The organism is Rhizobium cauense (assembly GCF_019511525.1).
Taxonomy (GTDB): domain Bacteria; phylum Pseudomonadota; class Alphaproteobacteria; order Rhizobiales; family Rhizobiaceae; genus Rhizobium; species Rhizobium cauense.
The window spans coordinates 151,524-167,564 of record NZ_JAEUAT010000006.1; the positions used below are offsets into that span (position 1 = coordinate 151,524).

The 16,041-nt window shown below is 56.4% G+C and carries 16 protein-coding genes and 1 pseudogene; 10 read left to right on the plus strand and 7 right to left on the minus strand.

The annotated features are described in order from the left end of the window. Window positions 1-34 precede the first annotated feature (34 nt). Window positions 35-388 carry a response regulator gene (locus JNB88_RS13675; protein WP_220355917.1) on the plus strand — a complete coding sequence of 118 codons (354 nt, stop codon included), beginning with the start codon at window positions 35-37 and terminating at the stop codon, window positions 386-388. A 42-nt stretch (window positions 389-430) separates the two neighbouring features. Beyond that, the gene (locus JNB88_RS33585; protein WP_223217185.1) at window positions 431-835 is read left to right on the plus strand and encodes a class I SAM-dependent methyltransferase; all 405 of its coding nucleotides are present in this window, start codon (window positions 431-433) and stop codon (window positions 833-835) included. Between the two features lie 141 nt (window positions 836-976). Here JNB88_RS33585 and JNB88_RS13685 read toward each other — a convergent pair whose 3' ends face one another. The 3 genes from JNB88_RS13685 to poxB form a co-directional block, all read right to left on the minus strand. Further along, window positions 977-1,321, minus strand: coding sequence for a DUF982 domain-containing protein (locus JNB88_RS13685; protein WP_220355918.1), 345 nt, complete (start codon window positions 1,319-1,321; stop codon window positions 977-979). Between the two features lie 49 nt (window positions 1,322-1,370). After that, complete coding sequence (locus tag JNB88_RS13690) at window positions 1,371-1,589, minus strand: hypothetical protein (protein ID WP_037136193.1); 219 nt, start codon at window positions 1,587-1,589, stop codon at window positions 1,371-1,373. A gap of 304 nt (window positions 1,590-1,893) precedes the next feature. Next, window positions 1,894-3,621, minus strand: coding sequence for a ubiquinone-dependent pyruvate dehydrogenase (gene poxB / locus JNB88_RS13695; protein WP_220355919.1), 1,728 nt, complete (start codon window positions 3,619-3,621; stop codon window positions 1,894-1,896). 356 nt (window positions 3,622-3,977) lie between these two features. Here poxB and JNB88_RS13700 point away from each other — a divergent pair, with 356 nt between their 5' ends. The 4 genes and pseudogenes from JNB88_RS13700 to JNB88_RS13715 all read left to right on the plus strand — a co-directional run bounded on the left by JNB88_RS13700 (window position 3,978) and on the right by JNB88_RS13715 (window position 7,720). Next, a complete protein-coding gene (locus tag JNB88_RS13700) occupies window positions 3,978-4,232 on the plus strand; it encodes a type II toxin-antitoxin system prevent-host-death family antitoxin (protein ID WP_220355920.1) in 255 nt (84 codons plus the stop codon). Then, window positions 4,229-4,651 carry a type II toxin-antitoxin system VapC family toxin gene (locus JNB88_RS13705; protein WP_220355921.1) on the plus strand — a complete coding sequence of 141 codons (423 nt, stop codon included), beginning with the start codon at window positions 4,229-4,231 and terminating at the stop codon, window positions 4,649-4,651. The genes JNB88_RS13700 and JNB88_RS13705 overlap by 4 nt, the downstream gene beginning before the upstream one ends. A 434-nt stretch (window positions 4,652-5,085) precedes the next feature. Next, window positions 5,086-6,323, plus strand: a pseudogene (gene serA / locus JNB88_RS13710) (phosphoglycerate dehydrogenase). Between the two features lie 326 nt (window positions 6,324-6,649). Further along, a complete protein-coding gene (locus tag JNB88_RS13715; protein WP_220355922.1) occupies window positions 6,650-7,720 on the plus strand; it encodes a class I SAM-dependent methyltransferase in 1,071 nt (356 codons plus the stop codon). A gap of 96 nt (window positions 7,721-7,816) precedes the next feature. On the opposite strand, the gene JNB88_RS34395 is transcribed toward JNB88_RS13715, so the two are convergent. Next, window positions 7,817-8,401: a DUF982 domain-containing protein gene (locus JNB88_RS34395; RefSeq protein ID WP_338110992.1), complete on the minus strand. Its 585-nt coding sequence runs from the start codon at window positions 8,399-8,401 to the stop codon at window positions 7,817-7,819. After that, the gene (locus tag JNB88_RS13725; protein ID WP_220355924.1) at window positions 8,283-9,260 is read right to left on the minus strand and encodes a zinc-dependent alcohol dehydrogenase family protein; all 978 of its coding nucleotides are present in this window, start codon (window positions 9,258-9,260) and stop codon (window positions 8,283-8,285) included. Before JNB88_RS13725 ends, JNB88_RS34395 begins: the two co-directional genes overlap by 119 nt. A gap of 94 nt (window positions 9,261-9,354) precedes the next feature. Here JNB88_RS13725 and JNB88_RS13730 point away from each other — a divergent pair, with 94 nt between their 5' ends. Both JNB88_RS13730 and JNB88_RS13735 read left to right on the plus strand, forming a co-directional pair. Beyond that, window positions 9,355-10,236, plus strand: a complete 882-nt coding sequence (locus JNB88_RS13730; protein WP_220355925.1) for a LysR family transcriptional regulator — start codon at window positions 9,355-9,357, stop codon at window positions 10,234-10,236. Window positions 10,237-10,515: 279 nt separating this feature from the next. Next, window positions 10,516-12,048: a cyclic nucleotide-binding domain-containing protein gene (locus JNB88_RS13735; protein ID WP_220355926.1), complete on the plus strand. Its 1,533-nt coding sequence runs from the start codon at window positions 10,516-10,518 to the stop codon at window positions 12,046-12,048. A gap of 115 nt (window positions 12,049-12,163) precedes the next feature. Here the strand turns inward: JNB88_RS13735 and JNB88_RS13740 are convergent, their stop codons facing one another. Both JNB88_RS13740 and JNB88_RS13745 read right to left on the minus strand, forming a co-directional pair. Then, window positions 12,164-12,565 carry a YybH family protein gene (locus JNB88_RS13740; protein ID WP_220355927.1) on the minus strand — a complete coding sequence of 134 codons (402 nt, stop codon included), beginning with the start codon at window positions 12,563-12,565 and terminating at the stop codon, window positions 12,164-12,166. Between the two features lie 362 nt (window positions 12,566-12,927). After that, on the minus strand, window positions 12,928-13,755 hold the full coding sequence (locus tag JNB88_RS13745; protein WP_220355928.1) for an SDR family NAD(P)-dependent oxidoreductase: 828 nt from the start codon (window positions 13,753-13,755) through the stop codon (window positions 12,928-12,930). 98 nt (window positions 13,756-13,853) lie between these two features. On the opposite strand from JNB88_RS13745, the gene JNB88_RS13750 reads away from it, so the two are divergent. Both JNB88_RS13750 and JNB88_RS13755 read left to right on the plus strand, forming a co-directional pair. Beyond that, the gene (locus tag JNB88_RS13750; RefSeq protein WP_220355929.1) at window positions 13,854-14,786 is read left to right on the plus strand and encodes a LysR family transcriptional regulator; all 933 of its coding nucleotides are present in this window, start codon (window positions 13,854-13,856) and stop codon (window positions 14,784-14,786) included. A gap of 895 nt (window positions 14,787-15,681) precedes the next feature. Beyond that, complete coding sequence (locus tag JNB88_RS13755; RefSeq protein ID WP_223217186.1) at window positions 15,682-16,005, plus strand: ATPase inhibitor subunit zeta; 324 nt, start codon at window positions 15,682-15,684, stop codon at window positions 16,003-16,005. The last annotated feature ends 36 nt before the right edge of the window (window positions 16,006-16,041 follow it).

Consider the following 16,041-nt stretch of genomic DNA (forward strand, 5'->3'; position numbering starts at 1 on the left):
ACGACGACAATACAACAGATAGGAACGCGATCCGGTGAATGTGCTTGTCATCGAGGACAACATCCACATTGGGGACGCGGTGTCGGCCCATGTTGTGGCGAGTGGCCACTGCGTTGACTGGTGCGTCAACATCGAGGAAGCGACGTGTCGGCTGATTGCAAGAAATTATGATCTGGTGCTTCTGGACCTGCGCCTGCCAGACGGCAATGGCTTGTCACTGCTGCGGGAGATGCGACAAGGTAGTAACAAGACCCCCGTGATCATCATCACTGCCCAGGACCAATACAGCGATCGGCTGGCGGGCATGAACGGAGGAGCAGATGATTTCCTCGTCAAGCCTTTCGACCTTGGCGAGCTGTCGTCAAGGATGAAACTGATCAAGCCGTGACGCTAGCTAGTGATTGGCGGCACGCGTTCATTTGGAGCGGATATGACCGAACAGTCTAGCCGTCTTGTCCTGCATACGAATACGCGTGACGAGGTGTTTGCTGTCGAACATGATGTAGTTGCAGACTTCTCATTCAATTCCACCGTCGCGAACGTCTTCGATGACATGGTCAGTCGCTCGGTCCCATTCTACGGCGAGATGCAGCGAATGGTCTGTGAACTGGCCCGCGATTTTGCTCAGCCGCAGTCAAATCTCTACGACATCGGGTGTTCGACAGCCAGGTTCGGGGGCGAGGAATTCGTGGCGTTCCTACCGTCAAGCGCTATTGTGCGGAAGGGATTGTCTGCGAACTTGGCGGGTGGAGCCAAAGTGCGTTCGATTTGGACGTCTGCAAGTACCGGCAAGATCTGCATGTCCGCCTCCCAAGAGTGCTGCGTTGCAGCATAATTCCAAATTGGCCCTACGGCAACGCGAGGCTACGGGCTGGCGACTGGACACCTGTTAACCCTTCTAAACCTTCTCCCTCAAGAGCTCCTGCCTGCTAATAGCGCCAAGCAAGAGAGGATGGATAGCTGAACAGAGAGGCGATTACCTCAAGTGGTTTTCATCCAGTTCATTTTGTTCGGGGAGGGGTTGAATCATTCCGGTTTCTTGAGGTTGCGTCTTCATCCCGTAAACCAACGATATCACTGGGATGCTGGCCTCATGCGCCGCTCGGATCAGTGCGTCCCGAGCCATATGCTCGGAAACCTTTCCCTGCATTGCTTCCAGGCACAGTTTCACCGCCTCCATGTATTCCTCGCCGTCGTCAGAGGGCCAGGTGAGAACCAAAGCCTCCGCCATCTCTCTGAGCGAGCCAACAAACTTGTACTTTTCTCGACCACCAAGCACGAGGGTTAGAGGGTCGAAGTGGTGACTTTTGCGCCAATTCATCGGAACCAATCTCACATATTTTATGGATAGTTACGAATGCATTTCCTCTCTAGGCGGCCTCGCAATCCGAGACCAATACACTTGCTTCCCTAGCGTTGGTGTTTGTAACCACCATCAGAAGAAGGCTGAGGGCCACCGCGGGCGGGATCACCTCTCTCTCCTCCACCCATGCTTGGTGGGTTGCCAGATCAACGCCGAATAGTTCAACGATTTCTGCGGCATTCAAACGCGTGACGGCAACCGCAGCCTTATATTCTGAGGCTTTCATGCACTGTCCAGTCAAAGATTTGTTTGCGAAGGCCAAACACTAGGCCGATCCGACAAGTCATGTATCACAATAACGACATTTTACGTCTTGAAAGCGACTGTCACGCGCTATTCACGGATCCGGAGCCAAGCGGGGAGGGCCAAGCACCGACAGCCTTCCGGGACGGAAAAAAAGCGTTCCCCTAAAGCCTTGCGCCGCAATTCAAAGAGGCGGCATGATGCTCGCGGCCGATTTAATTTAGGCCGCGTAGCATCGAAGTCCCGCGAATTGCAGGCGTGCTGAACTAAGGCGGTGTATCCGCCCGCTACCGAGAGAGGAAGTTCGAGACCGTGAGGTCGATCAGTTCGTCGCCACGTCCATTCATCACGGCTCGGATAGCCCACAAACCGAACCCTTTCGCTTGGGCCGCCTCGATCTTCGGTGGCATCGCAAGTTCCTGGGTGTTTGTCACAACATCAAGCAGGGCAGGGCCGGGGTGGGCAAGAATATCTCCGACTGCGGCTTCCAGGTCCAACGGATCTTCAACGCGAATTCCGTGGACGCCAGCCGCGCGGGCAACTGCGGCAAAGTCCGGGTTCTTAAGATCTGTACCAGCTTCAAGAAAGCCCGCAGCTTTCATTTCCATGGCGACGAAACCGAGCGTTGAGTTGTTGAATATCACGACCTTAACCGGCAGGTTCTGCTGAACTAGCGTCAGGAAGTCCCCCATCAGCATCGCGAAGCCGCCATCCCCGGACATGCTGATGATCTGACGGTCCCTGTAGGTGGCCTGAGCGCCGATAGCTTGGGGCAGGGCATTGGCCATCGATCCATGTACCAGCGAGCCGATCAGCCGCCGCTTGCCGTTCATCCTCAGATACCGGGCGGCCCAGATGGTTGGTGTTCCTACGTCAAAAGTGAAGACAGCGTCATCAGAGGCCTGCTCACTGAGGAGACGAGCGACATACTGCGGATGGATCTTGCCGCCGCGCTTGCCGGTGGCAAGATCATCCAAGCCTTCTCGCGCTGTCTTATAGGCGCCGAGGCAGTCCTTGAGGTGACCGTGGTCTGTACGCTGCTCGAGTTTGGGAAGAATTGCCGTAAGGGTCGATTTTACGTCGCCTACGATCGCGAGATCCAGTGGCGTTCTCCGGCCAAGGTTTTCGGCTCGTATATCAACTTGAACGATCCTGGCGTCGGTCGGATAAAATTGACGGTAGGGGAAGTCGGTGCCAAGCATGACAAGTGTGTCGCATTCGAGCATCGCTTTATAACCGGACGAGAAGCCGATAAGGCCGGTCATTCCGACATCGAATGGATTGTCCCATTCGATAAACTCCTTGCCCCCCAGAGCGTGGACGATGGGTGCTTTGACCTTGTCGGCAAGGGCGATCACTTCTTTGTGCGCGCCCTCGCAGCCCCGACCACAGAGGAGCGTGATCTTTGAACCGCCATCGAGCAACGTTACCATTTCGTCGATCTGATCTTCTGGCGCCACTATGCTCGGTCGAGGCAAGGTGAGCGCGACCGACTTCGAAATCTTTCCAGTGAAATCGCTGAGTGCCACATCGCCAGGAATAACCACGACCGCCACCCCACGCTTGCCGATCGCAGCTCTGATCGCCGACTCTATAACTGCCGGCAACTGCTCGGGTCGGCTGACCAGTTCGCAATAATGGCTGCACTCCCGGAAGAGCTGATCAGGATGGGTCTCCTGAAAATAGCCCCGACCAATTTCGGCCGATGGAATTTGCGCTGCAATCGCAAGGACTGGCACACGTGAGCGGTGACAGTCGAACAAGCCGTTGATCAGGTGAAGATTGCCTGGGCCGCAGCTTCCAGCGCAAACAGCAAGCTTCCCAGTAAGGTGGGCTTCTGCACCTGCCGCGAACGCAGCTGTCTCTTCATGCCGCGTATGGATCCATTCGATATCGCCGCGTCTACGTAGGGATTCAGTCAGGCCGTTCAGGCTGTCGCCAACGACGCCGTAGATCCGCTCAACGCCTGCGGACTGGAGGACCTCGGTGAGCACGTCAGCGACCTTGGATTTCATGGAGCGTCTCCTGTCAGCGTCGGATTTGTGGGGTTGTTACGAAAACTAGGCTGTCTCGATGCGATCTCAATTGGCAACGCCAGTCCGCGGTGGCGAACCGCGATCATAGGTAGAAATGGAGTCGGTTCGGCGACTTGAAAATGCGTCACAGGTTGGCCTCCATCCAGTTGGCTTATGGTGCACTATGTATCGGCTAAGTTGGCGTGCGAAATTGTACGCAAGTATAGGTCGCCGATACACGCGATTGGCCCAGAGCCTTGCCGGCCGTTCGTTTGCCTTCAAGCGGCTATCTTGGATATCGCTCTACTGACAATAGGTCCCTTATATGTAGGTATGTTCCTACATGGGGTTATTCTATGAGCATCACAACCTTGTCTAGCCGGGAGCTGAACCACGACGTGAGCCGGGCAAAGAAGGCTGCCAAAAGAGGACCTGTGGTTATCACAGATCGCGGGAAGCCGTCCCACGTGTTGATCACCTACAGCGAATTCGAGCGCCTGACCGGCAAGCGCCGCAATGTCGTCGACGCACTTTCGATGCCTGGTTTATCGACTATCGAATTGGATCCACCTAGGGCCGAAATTGCACCTCGCGAAGTCGATTTGTCTTGAAGTACCTGCTGGATACAAACGTCGTCTCCGAGTTGCGCAAAGTTGGAGACGGTAAAGCAGACGCCAATGTAACGAAGTGGATCGGTGCACGAGATTCCAATGACTTCTTCATTTCCGCAATTACAATCCTGGAGATTGAGCATGGGATATTAGCCATCCAGCGTCGTGACGCCTCCCAGGGATCTCGATTGCGTGGATGGATGGATAGTCGTGTTCGCCCTGAATTCGCCGAGCGAGTTCTTTCGATTGACGACGCTATAGCGACGCGTTGTGCCCACCTACATGTTCCAGACCGGCGCAACGAGGCTGATGCTTTGATCGCGGCTACCGCGCTGGTCCACGGTTTAACTGTAGTCACCCGTAATGTTCAGGATTTCGATGGAACCGGCGGGATCGTAATCGACCCGTGGCAAGCCTGACTCGGGCGCATGTCGTTTGGGCTTTCTCAGTTCAACGCCGATTGCGCATCAGGCCTATGGCTGCCTTAGCGGTGTGGTCGACTGAGCCGTCCTGATCGATGACCTTTCAAAGCGAGCACTTTTCGCCGCCGAGCGAAGCACGGCTTCATCAGAGGCGAAGAGCTCGCAAGGCGAGTTGGAGAAGCGGCTTTGAAAAGGGTAACCGAAGATCAGTCCTGGCCTAGCAAACCTTGTCAGCTGTTTCCTTTCTGGCTTTTCGGCGGAAAACGAGTGATCGGGAGTTTTGCCAGCATTTAACGTTCTTCTCAGAGAAGCCGCGAATAATTGAATTTGAGCTTGCACTGTTTGTCGGATGGTCGCAAAGCCGTCGTAGAGCGCCGCACCGGTCTCGAAGCGATCTTGGCCACCTTCAATCGAAAATCGAAAGTCTCATCATGACCCGCCAGCTTTCCCTCTCTCGCGACCGGATTTCCGTGCTTCTGCTCGAAGGCATCAGCCAGAGCGCCGTGGACTACTTTGCGGCATGTGGATACACCAACCTCCTCCATCTGCCGAAAGCGCTCGATGACAAGGATCTCAAAAGCCATATCGCCGATGCGCATATCATCGGCATTCGCTCCCGAACGCAGCTGACAGAGGATATTATCGAATCCGCTAAGAAGCTGATTGCTGTCGGCTGTTTCTCCGTCGGCACAAACCAGGTCGATTTGGTGCGGCGCGCCGCCGTGGGATACCTGTGTTCAACGCACCCTATTCGAACACGCGCTCGGTGGCCGAACTGGTGATTGGTGAGATCATCATGCTGACCCGGCAGATTTTCCCACGCTCCGCGTCCGCGCATCAGGGCGGATGGGATAAGTCTGCTGCCGGCAGCCGCGAAGTGCGCGGCAAAACGCTTGGCATCGTCGGCTACGGCAATATCGGCTCGCAGCTGAGTGCTCTTGCGGAAAGCATGGGGATGGTGGTGCGCTATTTCGATCTTTCCGATCGCCTGCGCCGCGGCAATTCAGAATCGATGGCTTCGCTCGGCGAGCTTCTGGAGATTTCCGATTATGTGACGATGCACGTCCCAGAAACGGCATCGACCCACAATATGATCGCCGAACCGGAATTGCGCCGGATGAAGAAGGGCGCCATCTTCATCAACAATTCCCGTGGGACTGTGGTCGATCTCGAAGCGCTTGCCAAGGTGCTGAAGGAAGGACATCTGGCCGGAGCTGCCGTCGACGTGTTCCCGAAGGAACCGGCATCGAACAAGGATCGTTTCGAAACGCCGCTTCAAGGGTTGAGCAACGTCATTTTGACACCGCATATCGGCGGATCTACCGAGGAAGCCCAGGAGCGCATCGGTGGGGAAGTCTCACGCAAGCTGGTCGAGTATTCCGACATCGGGTCGACAATGGGCGCCGTCAATTTTCCCCAGGTTCAACTGCCCGAGCGTCCGACCGGCACGCGTTTTATTCATGTCCATGAAAACCGTCCCGGGATGCTCATCAAGCTCAACGAGATTTTCTCGTCGCGCGGCCTAAACATCGTTGCCGAATTCCTCCAGACTCATGGCGATACGGGCTATGTAGTCATCGAGGTCGAGGATCTCTCTGGTACGGCCGACGACATCCTTCAGGCGCTCCGCGAGGTTCCGGGAACGATCAGGACGCGATTGCTGTACTGAAGCTCGCGCATCCGAAGGCGGTGGACGGATGAAGTTCGCCGACGCGGGCATGGCATTGCCGCCCAGGCGCCGTTGGCTATCATCACGTCAGTTCCATAATAACTCTTACGCCACTTCTTCGTTAGCCGGCTACTGATATCAACATATGGTACAGTGCCACCCGTGGCGCGCCCGCTTCGATAAGCAAGCTTCCAGAAGATTGAGAGCAAGCTGGCTGACAGAATTTGCCGCGTCCGATATAATCTCAACTGTACGAGCGTTCACGGGCGCGTTGTCCGCGCCCAGCCTTTTTGCCCGCCAAAAGACGGGCCGTTGGGAGGGATGACATGGAACAGCTTGACGAAGCAAAGCTTCATTCGTTCGTCGAAAAAATGCTTGGCGATCTTGGTGGTGCCTATAGCGTACCCACCGTTCGGGTCGGCTTTAGACTGGGATTATTCAACACGCTTCACAGGGTCGGCCCGGTATCCGCCGCTGGTCTTGCGGCGGCGGCTGGCGGGTTAACCGAAAGGTATGTCAAGGAATGGGCACTGGCGCAGGCCGCCAACGGATATATCGACTACGACAGTGGCGCCCAACTGTTCAGTTTGTCACCTGAACAGGAGATGGTGTTCGTCAATCAAGACAGTCCAGTGTACCTGGAAGGTGCTTTCGATCTGGCAGCTGCGATGATTGAGGGCGAAGCAAAGGTCGAAGACGCCTTCCGCAAGGGAGGTGGCGTGCGATGGGGGGATTCCGCCGGGTGTCTGTTCTGTGCGGTAGGCGCATTCTTCCGCCCAGGTTACGTGAACAATATCGTACAATCCTGGTTGCCCGCTCTCCAAGGCGTCGAGAACAAGCTTGCGAGGGGTGCTAAGGTTGCAGATGTTGGATGCGGCGTCGGCTTTTCGACAATTCTGATGGCTGAGGCATATCCGAACGCCAGCTTCGTAGGCTACGATTTTCACGAGCCGTCGATCGAAGAAGCAAACAATCATGCCCGGAGCCATGGGGTGGCCGACCGTGTTAAATTTATCGCGGCCGCAGCCAAGGAAATCAAGGAAACTGAATTTGACCTCGTTACCAGCTATGATTGCCTTCACGACATGGGTGATCCGCGTGGCTGCGCAGATCACATGCGTCGTATACTCAAAGCTGATGGCACGTGGATGATCGTGGAGCCCATCGCGGGCGACCGTCCCGAAGACAATATGAACCCGGTTGGACGCCTCTACTATAATGCATCGACGATGATCTGCGTGCCAACCTCACTTGATCAGGAGGTCGGCGAAGGTTTGGGTGCACAGGCGGGTGAAGCAAAGCTTTCGGAAGTCATCCGCTCAGGTGGGTTCGGCCAAGTCAGAAGAGCCTTTACAGGACCGTTCAACATGGTCCTGGAGGCGCGGATAGCCGCCTGACGGTCAAGGCAGATTGCCCTTCCATGGCCTAGGAGGGTTAGGGTATAGGTAGCTGGCCCCCTCCCCGCTGCTCGGCACTGCTTGGTGGCTACGGGCCTAGTGTTTCGAGTACACGACGATGTTAGCTCCTCGAGCTGCCTTGACGAAAGCTCTTCGTGCGCGCTTGGCCTTCTTGTGATCCTGTTGGGAGCGAAGGCAACACGATAGCGCCTCCTTCCACAGAGCATCGTTTGCCCGCTTCGGCCACCTGCTAGAAAGTAAAAGCTCGGTCATCTCGGCTACCGACCTGACCGTCTGACGCTCATCGTTGTCGAGGAACGAGACGGCGACCTTACGGATCGGAACAGGTGATCCCATGAACATCTTGCGCTCTCCGCCACACACGCGATTAAATTCCGGGGAACCGCATTTGGTTCCGCAGTTTCTAGAATCCGGAACTCGTCGCGCTCGTTTTCGACGACCGGCGTGCATATAGGCCGTTGGCCATAATTGTAAAGGCATGCTAGGCCGATAGGATGCTCGATGCGGTCGACCAGCAAAGACTAGGCCGCTCATTGAGGGGTCACAACGACACAACGACCTTTCCGGTATTTGCACGACTTTCAAGCAGAGAAAAAGCGTCATTGAGAGTGTCGAGGCCATATGTTCGACCGTCGACAAGCGCTCGCAACTTGCCGTCATCTACAATGCTAGCGACCTCGCGAAGGATCTCACCATGTCGCTCGCGGCCCTCCCCGGTCAACAGTGGCACCAGGGTAAATACTCCAGCGTAGGAGGCCGACTTGAACGATAGGGGTGCAAGCGCATGAGTTCCCCAACCCAGACAGCTGACGACACGACCTCGTCGAGCGACCGCCGCAAATGCCGTGTCAAGGCCCTCGCCCCCGACGGTATCATAGACCACGTCAAATCCATGTCCTGCAGTATGGACCTCCAGGTGTTCCAGGATCCCGGTTTCGACGGCAAGGGACGTGGCGCCCATGTCCGTGATGAACTCCCCCTTCGAACGATCGATCGCATAGACGTCTGCACCGATTGCACGGCCAATCTGAATGACAATCTGGCCGACGCCACCAGCGCCAATGACGAGCAGCTTTTCACCAGCCTTGACATGGGCGAGGTCGATCAGCCCTTCCCACGCGGTTATGGCAGCAAGAGGAAGCGCCGCCGCCTCGCGCATGGTTATGGACGATGGTTTTTGCGCAATGAGCCGTACATCGACAGCTGAATATTGAGCAAGTGATCCTTGATGGCCGCCCACGCCACCAGTCATCCCGTAGACTTCGTCGCCGACGGAGAACTCGGTGACACCATCACCAAGGTCTTCAACGACGCCCGTGAGGTCGATTCCGAGTATAGCAGGCAACGGCTGTTTCGCGTGCGCCGCCAAGCCTGCACGGATTTTCAAATCAAGGGGATTGAGGCCACTTGCCTTGACACGAACGAGCACCTCACCCGCCTTTGGTGTTGGGCGAGCGATCGTCTTTAAAATGGCCGGTTTTCCGGCCATCTCGACAATTGCTGCAAGCATACTATCCATGAACGTATCTCCTTTGTCGCGGAGACCTTGACCCATTCTGTTTCGTATGGACATCATAAGTCTTGTATAGTCATCATGCATTTTTGAGGGCCTCATGGAGTGGAGCGACCTGCGTCTCTTCTTGGCAATCGCAAGATGCGGCACTCTGGGCGCCGCCGCACGATCCCTTGGACTGACACAACCGACCATGGGACGGCGGCTAAAGGCGCTCGAGGCATCGCTTGGACATATTCTTTTTCAGAGGACGCCCGACGGGTTCGTGCTGACCTCGGAAGGCACACTGGTCCTCTCGCACGCAGTGCGCATTGAGCAGGAGACGATGGGGCTGGAGCGACAACTTGCGGGTGGAGAGCGCCACCTGGAAGGGCATTTGCGGATCTCATGTTCTGACTGGTTTGGCGTACATGTTCTCGCCCCGCTGCTGTCCCGATTTGCGGGAATACACCCAAGGATCTCAATCGAAATCCTGACGGAATCCAGATTGCTCGACCTGTCTCGCCTCGAAGCCGACATCGTCTTCCGAATTACGCCTTTCACAGCGGCCGATGTGGTGGCAAGGAAGCTCGTCTCGATCGAATACGCTCTTTACCAGGCTGCAATGGCAGATGACGCAAACCTGGAAAACCCCTCGGGCGTGTCGCTGATTACCATGGATGAGGCGTTCTCCGAGATGCCCGACGTCGCCTGGATGCAGCAGAAATTTCCCGGCGCTTGCATAGCGATGCGAAGCAACAATCGCGACGTCCAGGCCGAACTGTGCGCTGGCGGCGTGGGCCTAGCAGTCCTCCCGCGTCCTTTGGGCGACGCCCGTCGCGATCTCCGCGAACTTGCCATTGATGACCGACCGCCATCGCGCGCGACATGGGTGGGGTACCATCGCGACCTCAGGCAGCTTCCGCGGCTGCGCGCGTTCGTCGACTTCGTAGTGGAAGAGATCGGAACTGTAATCAGCATGCGACAGGCCGAAGCGCGTTAGTTTGCTCTCCCCCCCAACTCATTCAGTAATCATCAATACCCAAGTGCAATTCCGTCGTCCGTGCCCTCGAACTTATGAATGCGCCGGTCGATCGGCGCGAGCGCCGCGCTGTTCCCTCCAGAAATACTCGCTAGGCCGACGTCATCCAATCCGATAGGGCGAGAATGCAAATGCCAGTCCTGATGATTCTAGTGCCTTGCCTGATACGACCCTAACCACCATTTCCTGAGCTCACATCACGAGCTATAAACCAAAGCTACTCGGTCTCACGGAATTGCCATGTCGCGGGAAATTTTCTCCAACGCAATTTTTCAGTTTATCGCGCTCGTTCTTCTAAGCGCAGGCGCAAGATTGGCATTCGGAAGAAATCCGACCCGCCGGCTGATCGCAAATATGGCGTTCTTCGGTCTTCTGACGAGCATCCTTCTGTCACATGGGATCGAGCCATATTCACCGGACATCAAGGCCGAGGAACTCTCGTGGCGGATCTTTGTAGGAGCTGCAAAATCTGTCTGGTGGATTGGCGGGGCGATGGTTCTTGTCAGCTTCGTGCGGCTTTTCCTTATCCTCGAAAGAAAGCCCAGAGAGGGACGTCTGCTCCAGGACCTGATCGTAGGTGCAATCTACGTTGGAGCGGGTCTATCTGTCATTGCCTATGTATTTAGCGTTCCTGTCGGTACATTGATTGCGACGTCCGGGGTTTTCGCGATTGTTTTGGGTCTTGCGCTGCAAAGCACATTGAATGACGTCTTTTCAGGTGTGGCTTTGAACCTTGGCCGACCTTATACCGTTGGGGACTGGATTGTCCTCGATGATGGGGTTCAGGGTCGCGTAATAGAGACAAACTGGCGCTCCACCCACCTTCTCAACGGCACCAACGATGTTGTCATCGTACCGAACAGCATTCTCGCGAAACGGCGCCTTACAAACCTGACCAGTCCGGAAGAATCCCACGGCGTCGATGTTAGAGTACGCGTCCTGCCTACCAAGCCACCGTCCGCAATCGAAGAGACAATGCGCGAGGTGTTGTTGAGCAGCAATCGGATACTCAAGGTCCCCGGGCCGTCCGTGACAATAGTGGCTCTCGACGGCAACGGAGTTGAGGTCGAACTGGCGTTCAGGGTCAGTGGCGTTGGCGGGGTGTCTCCGGCGAAGAATGAGATCTACGATCTTGTGTACAGGCATTTACGAGCAAGCGGCCTCCAACTGGCGCCGCCTGTCGGTGACTCGCTGGCCGACATCAGTGCGGCCGAGGATGGCGTGCTTTCCAAGCATCCAGGGTCTGCGTGGCGGCTCGTTAACACCGTTCCGCTGTTTGCAACCTTGACTGAGGATGAGAAGGAAGCCCTCGTCGCCGGCATAAAGCGGCAAACATTTCGCAAGGGAGCGGTAATCGCTGCCCAGGACACTTCACTGACATCGCTCATGGTTGTGCGCAGTGGCGTGGCGGTTGTCGAGCGCGAAACTCAGGGGGAGCATATCGAGTTAAATCGACTCGCCCCTGGAGATATCTTTGGAGAGCGGGGAGTTCTCATGGGTGCGCTAGAGCCTGGAAATATTAAAGCGCTTACGTTTGTTGTCGCCTACGAAGTCGCCAAGGACCAGCTCGCTGCGGTTATGCGCGAGCGTCCATCGCTTGCGGACGAATTGGGTGTCCTGCTCGCTCGCCGGATCGATTCCGAAAAGCATCTATTTGGGGAAGAGATCCTTGCAGATAGCAGTCATCCCTCGACACTCACGGCCAAGATCCGGCACCTGTTCGAGATCCAACATGTAATACGTCACCATTCGGAATCGACAGCCGGGCGCTGAGTGCGCGCCCGGCGGACACCATCTCACGATGAACAAGACGACCTGGTCGCCCAACCTATCTACAAACCCGCGCGAGGTTAGGACGCGCCACTTGGCATGGCAGTCCCAGCGGCCGTTAATCCGCTTCGTCTAGCAAATCAGTCCCGTATGAATTATCCACAGTACACAGCCAGCCTCCCCCCGACGTTTTCCGGAAGACATATGTTGCACGTCTCACGTTTGATAGGTCTTGGCCGTTCTGATCGATGGTATCCAACCATGTTTCCATGATCACAAGGGCCGTGTCACCGCTCTCAATGACATTCATTTTTCCTTGTCTGACTTTTAATCCATTTTCGAAGTAGGCCGAGATCGCCTCGAACGCCTTTCTGATCTGCTGCTTGCCGCGGGCATGGAGACCAGGCCGAACAACGAGGGTGGCATCCTCTGCGTAGAACCGCATCAATCCGTCGAAGTCTTTGTTCGAGATAGCGCGATCAGCGGCAACGATTAAGGTCTTTAGGGGATGATCAGACATTTCCGCTCCAGGAATGCCTCAGGCGGAAACCAACCCGCCGTGAGGCGGTTGTTTCATAAGGAATTCAACGCGCCTGACACACCGTTCGATAGACGGCGATAAGCGAAGGCCGGGCGAATCCGCGAACATGTTCCATGGCCACCGCCTACCATGCCTGGTCTAAGTGAGCAATTGGCAAGGGCGATTCGACCATTGTCTATTGCGTTCACAAGTAGCCACTCTCTTCGCCTCTGGTCACCGGCGCAATTATGCCGCCTCTGAACCAGCTGGCGGCCAGGCCCTTTGTCAGCGAGCGTCCGTTGCTCCCTCAGCTGGCGGAGCGACGATGCCCTCACCTGAGGCTCGCAACAATCCCTCCTCCCCTATGACACCGCGAAATCCGTGCTGCGTGTCACAGCCTCCCATTCGTCGACTTCCTCGACAACCTGATCGATTTTGGTTCGCGCGCGCCGGAGTGCATCGCTCCCCAAGAGGAGATGGAGCGGAGGCCTATCGCAGGCCACGAGCGCAAGGAATGCCTGCGCGGCAAGAACCGGATCGCCTGCCTGCCGACCATCGGCCGCTTTGAAGGCCGCCTCACTCTTCCCTATTGTTTCCGCGTATACTTCACCGGCAGCATCACTCCTTCGGATTGAGTGGTCGGAGAGGAAATCCGTTCGGAATGCACCCGGTGCGACCGCCGTGACCTTGATTCCGAACGGCTCGACTTCCAGGGCGAGACCTGCAGACATTCCTTCAAGAGCCGCTTTGGCGGCTGAATACATCGCGGTCCCGACACCGGGCGCGCGGCCCGCAATGGAGGTGATGTTGATAATGTGACCACGCCCCTGCGCTCTCAAGTACGGCATGGCAGCCTTAATGATACGGAATGGTGCAAGGACGTCGACAGCAAAGAGCCGTGCGACATCTTCGTTCGCCGCCATCTCAAGTGCACCAAGCAGCCCATAGCCCGCGTTGTTGACGATAACATCAATCTGTCCCGCGATCTCAAACGCCTGACGTGTCACGGCCTCCGCAGCTTCGCCGTCGCCGAGATCGACTGACAGCACGTGCAGCCGGCCCGGGCACTCCTTTATCGGCAGGTCAGTACCGCGGATCGTGCCAATGACGGTGTCGCCCCTTGCTAGCGCTGCCTCAGCGAGCGCTTTCCCAAGGCCGCGGGAAATTCCAGTGATGAGCCAAGTGGTCATGACGTGCTCCTTCGTTTTTGACGAAGAGCACCTTGCCACGCTCGCTTCATGTATATAATCCGATGAAAAGTGAATGCCCTTGTTAGGCGGCCTTAACAATGCAAGTGACGTTGGTGGACAAACTTCCCGCAGGCAACGACTATAACCAAGTGCGTGCCTTCATCGCCGTCGCCGAATACCTGAGCTTCAGCCGCGCAGCAGAGGTGCTTGGCGTATCGCCATCGTCACTTAGCCAGATGATCCGGAGCTTTGAAGAACGAGTGGGAATGCGCCTTTTCCACCGAACGACGAGAAACGTGTCACTGACGGAGGTTGGCGAAAACTTGTTCCGACGGGTTCGTCCCGCAGCGTTCGAGTTGGGCGAAGCTTTAGCACAGACAAGAACCGCTGGTGAGCGACCAGCGGGCACTGTTCGCGTGCACACGTTCCGCTCCGCTGCGCAGAAGCATATCGAACCAATCCTCGCGAGCTTTGCCGAACGCTATCCAGACATTGTGCTCGACGTCACAATCAATGATGAGACGGTTGACATCGTCGCTGGAGGCTATGATGTCGGGCTACGGATCGGCGAGGTTATCCAACGAGATATGGTCGCTGTCCGACTGGGACCTGAGTTACGTCAGTTGGCTGTCGCCACACCGGAATATTTCCGCCGGCATGGCTGCCCCGAACATCCTCGTGATCTCGTCAACCATCGGTGTATACGCTGGCGCTGGCCCGGGCATCAGGCACCATATGCTTGGGAGTTCTTTGAAGAAGGCGCGTGGTTTAGCGTCGCCGTCAACGGCCCTCTCATCGTAAGTGAGAAGGAAACGGCTGTAGCCGCGGTTCTTAACGATATGGGCATCGGATTTGCCGTAGAGGAAATGATCCTCGATCACCTTGCCAGTGGAAGGCTGGTGAGTTGCCTCGAGGCGTGGTCCGCGCCGTTTCCTGGCTGGTTCATTTGCTACCCACAGCAGAGGCAGATGGCTCCAGCGCTTCGGGCGTTCATCGACGCCGTGCGAGCTGGCCCAGCACATCGGATATAACGCGACACAGGATCTGACACAGCGACACGAAACACGACACTACGGTCGGTACGACGATGTCGAGAGCGGCCGCTCAGATAGGCAAGCGGATCAATTACCAATAGTTGAAAAGGAAAAGGGCGCTCGCCGACCTTGTCGGTAGCGCCCCCTGGGTCAGGGCGGCTACGTTGCGGCGGAGGCCGTGTCTGACAATGACATCTGAGCGGATTCGAGTGCCGTTCGCAAGCCGGGGATGGTTCTTCGCGCAGTGCAAACACCTGCATTCGCACAGGATGCACACCGGTTTCCCACAGGCTATCCACAGGACAAAGTCTTGTGGCGGCTCATTTAATGCTCGTAGCCGCCATGATGTGGAAAAATCTGTTGGCGATAGACTGCATTCCTTCGATATCCGGGGATTCCGTTGCGGGAACTACATAGGTATGTTGAGCGGTCTTCCTTGAGAGCAGGCGGCGGACCTCGGAAGATGCGGCGGAGGGCTTCACGTTGCCCCCGCCGCTCGTACGTTTCTATGCGTCCACATATCCTGCAGTGCCCCGACGCAGCCTTGCCCCCATCAACCCGCATGCCAGGCCAGGAACGTCGACATCGCCAAAGTACTCGAACGTCGCTATTCAGTTTCAGCATCGATCTCCGGAAGAGAGGGGTAGGCCTACAACTCCGTACCGAATTCTGACCGACTTTTGTGATATTTTCGCCGATGGCTGCAACGAACATCAGCAGTCATGGCTAAGAAGTGGGAACCGATCAGGGCCAAATCGGCTGGGTTGGCGGGGGGGGCGGACTGCAGGTAGCACTTCGTCCACAATCGGGGGGGTACCGAGCCAAGGAGTAGAAATGTCAAGCTTCAGGTAGCGGAACTCGTGTTTTGGCGCCGTAAGTCAGGGAGGTTTCGATGGCGAACATGCGTATCGATGCAATGAGAATGGCCATGCGCAACAAACTGGTCGGAATGTGGGCTGCAAGGAAGCTCACACTTTCCGAGGAGGATGCCAAGTGTTATTCCGACGATCTTGCCAGGACGGCGTTTGACGTTAAACAGAATGATATCCTCGCTAAAGTTCGATCCGATTTCAGTGCAGCGGGTGTGGTTCAGACAGATGAGGAAATTCTGGCAGTCATGAACCGATGTTGGCTGGACGCTGGTGGGCGTTCAGGTCAATCGTCGAACAGCAGCGATGCGGCGTTGGTGCACATAGCCCGCACCCTCATGAAGTAATAGGTGTTGAATGAGCCTAGCGCTGCGGCCAACTCA

What these genes read in the sequence shown, in the direction of transcription:
- JNB88_RS33585 (WP_223217185.1), top strand. Translation starts at nt 431, where the DNA reads ATGACCGAACAGTCTAGCCGTCTTGTCCTGCATACGAATACGCGTGAC.
- JNB88_RS13685 (WP_220355918.1), bottom strand. Translation starts at nt 1,321, where the DNA reads ATGAATTGGCGCAAAAGTCACCACTTCGACCCTCTAACCCTCGTGCTT.
- JNB88_RS13690 (WP_037136193.1), bottom strand. Translation starts at nt 1,589, where the DNA reads ATGAAAGCCTCAGAATATAAGGCTGCGGTTGCCGTCACGCGTTTGAAT.
- poxB (WP_220355919.1), bottom strand. Translation starts at nt 3,621, where the DNA reads ATGAAATCCAAGGTCGCTGACGTGCTCACCGAGGTCCTCCAGTCCGCA.
- JNB88_RS13700 (WP_220355920.1), top strand. Translation starts at nt 3,978, where the DNA reads ATGAGCATCACAACCTTGTCTAGCCGGGAGCTGAACCACGACGTGAGC.
- JNB88_RS13715 (WP_220355922.1), top strand. Translation starts at nt 6,650, where the DNA reads ATGGAACAGCTTGACGAAGCAAAGCTTCATTCGTTCGTCGAAAAAATG.
- JNB88_RS34395 (WP_338110992.1), bottom strand. Translation starts at nt 8,401, where the DNA reads ATGACGGCAAGTTGCGAGCGCTTGTCGACGGTCGAACATATGGCCTCG.
- JNB88_RS13725 (WP_220355924.1), bottom strand. Translation starts at nt 9,260, where the DNA reads ATGGATAGTATGCTTGCAGCAATTGTCGAGATGGCCGGAAAACCGGCC.
- JNB88_RS13730 (WP_220355925.1), top strand. Translation starts at nt 9,355, where the DNA reads ATGGAGTGGAGCGACCTGCGTCTCTTCTTGGCAATCGCAAGATGCGGC.
- JNB88_RS13735 (WP_220355926.1), top strand. Translation starts at nt 10,516, where the DNA reads ATGTCGCGGGAAATTTTCTCCAACGCAATTTTTCAGTTTATCGCGCTC.
- JNB88_RS13740 (WP_220355927.1), bottom strand. Translation starts at nt 12,565, where the DNA reads ATGTCTGATCATCCCCTAAAGACCTTAATCGTTGCCGCTGATCGCGCT.
- JNB88_RS13745 (WP_220355928.1), bottom strand. Translation starts at nt 13,755, where the DNA reads ATGACCACTTGGCTCATCACTGGAATTTCCCGCGGCCTTGGGAAAGCG.
- JNB88_RS13750 (WP_220355929.1), top strand. Translation starts at nt 13,854, where the DNA reads ATGCAAGTGACGTTGGTGGACAAACTTCCCGCAGGCAACGACTATAAC.
- JNB88_RS13755 (WP_223217186.1), top strand. Translation starts at nt 15,682, where the DNA reads ATGGCGAACATGCGTATCGATGCAATGAGAATGGCCATGCGCAACAAA.